At 47.1% G+C, this 569-nt stretch carries 1 protein-coding gene; it reads left to right on the top strand.

All coding sequences use genetic code 11. The features are described 5' to 3' along the window. Positions 1-569: S-layer homology domain-containing protein (locus AC3WTJ_RS37960; protein ID WP_492526933.1), on the top strand; the 569-nt coding region annotated here is incomplete at both ends.

The following is a 569-nucleotide window of genomic DNA, read 5'->3' as shown; positions in this document are numbered from 1 at the left end:
TTGAAAACAGCTGGCGTAACGGATGGTTATGCCGAAGGCCAATACAACCCAGCGGGTAAAGTAACAAAAGAACAACTGGCTACATTCTTGGTTCGTGTTCTTGGGCAAGACGAAGCAGCAAAAGGCAAAACAGGTACAGATACCACTGTATCCGGTTGGGCACAAGGTTATGTGGCTCTAGCGCTTGAATTGAAACTTCTTTCCAATGGCGAAGATGGTACATTCGGCGGTATGGCGAACGCAACGCGCGATCTGCTTTTGACAGGTGCTTATGAAGCGAAACAACAATATGTACCAGCTGGTAAAGTATCCGTAACGAGCGCAAAAGCAACAGGTGTTCAAACCGTAACGGTGAACTTTAACAAACCGGTGGATACTGATAAAGCAACGTTGTCCTTGAAACAAGGGACGGTTGATGTAGCAACCACAACCAAATTTGCTGATGATAAAAAATCGGCGACATTAACGTTGACCGATACAACGATTAAAGCGGGCGAATACACCGCGACATTGTCCGGCCTGGATGCCGACAGCCTTGGAACGGCAACAGCGAAGTTCACAGGTGAAAA

The sequence above is a fragment of the Paenibacillus sp. FW101-FHT12H11 genome (genome assembly GCF_058790355.1).
Note: the sequence above shows the minus strand (reverse complement) of the source record. Positions and strands in the feature narration are given on the sequence as shown.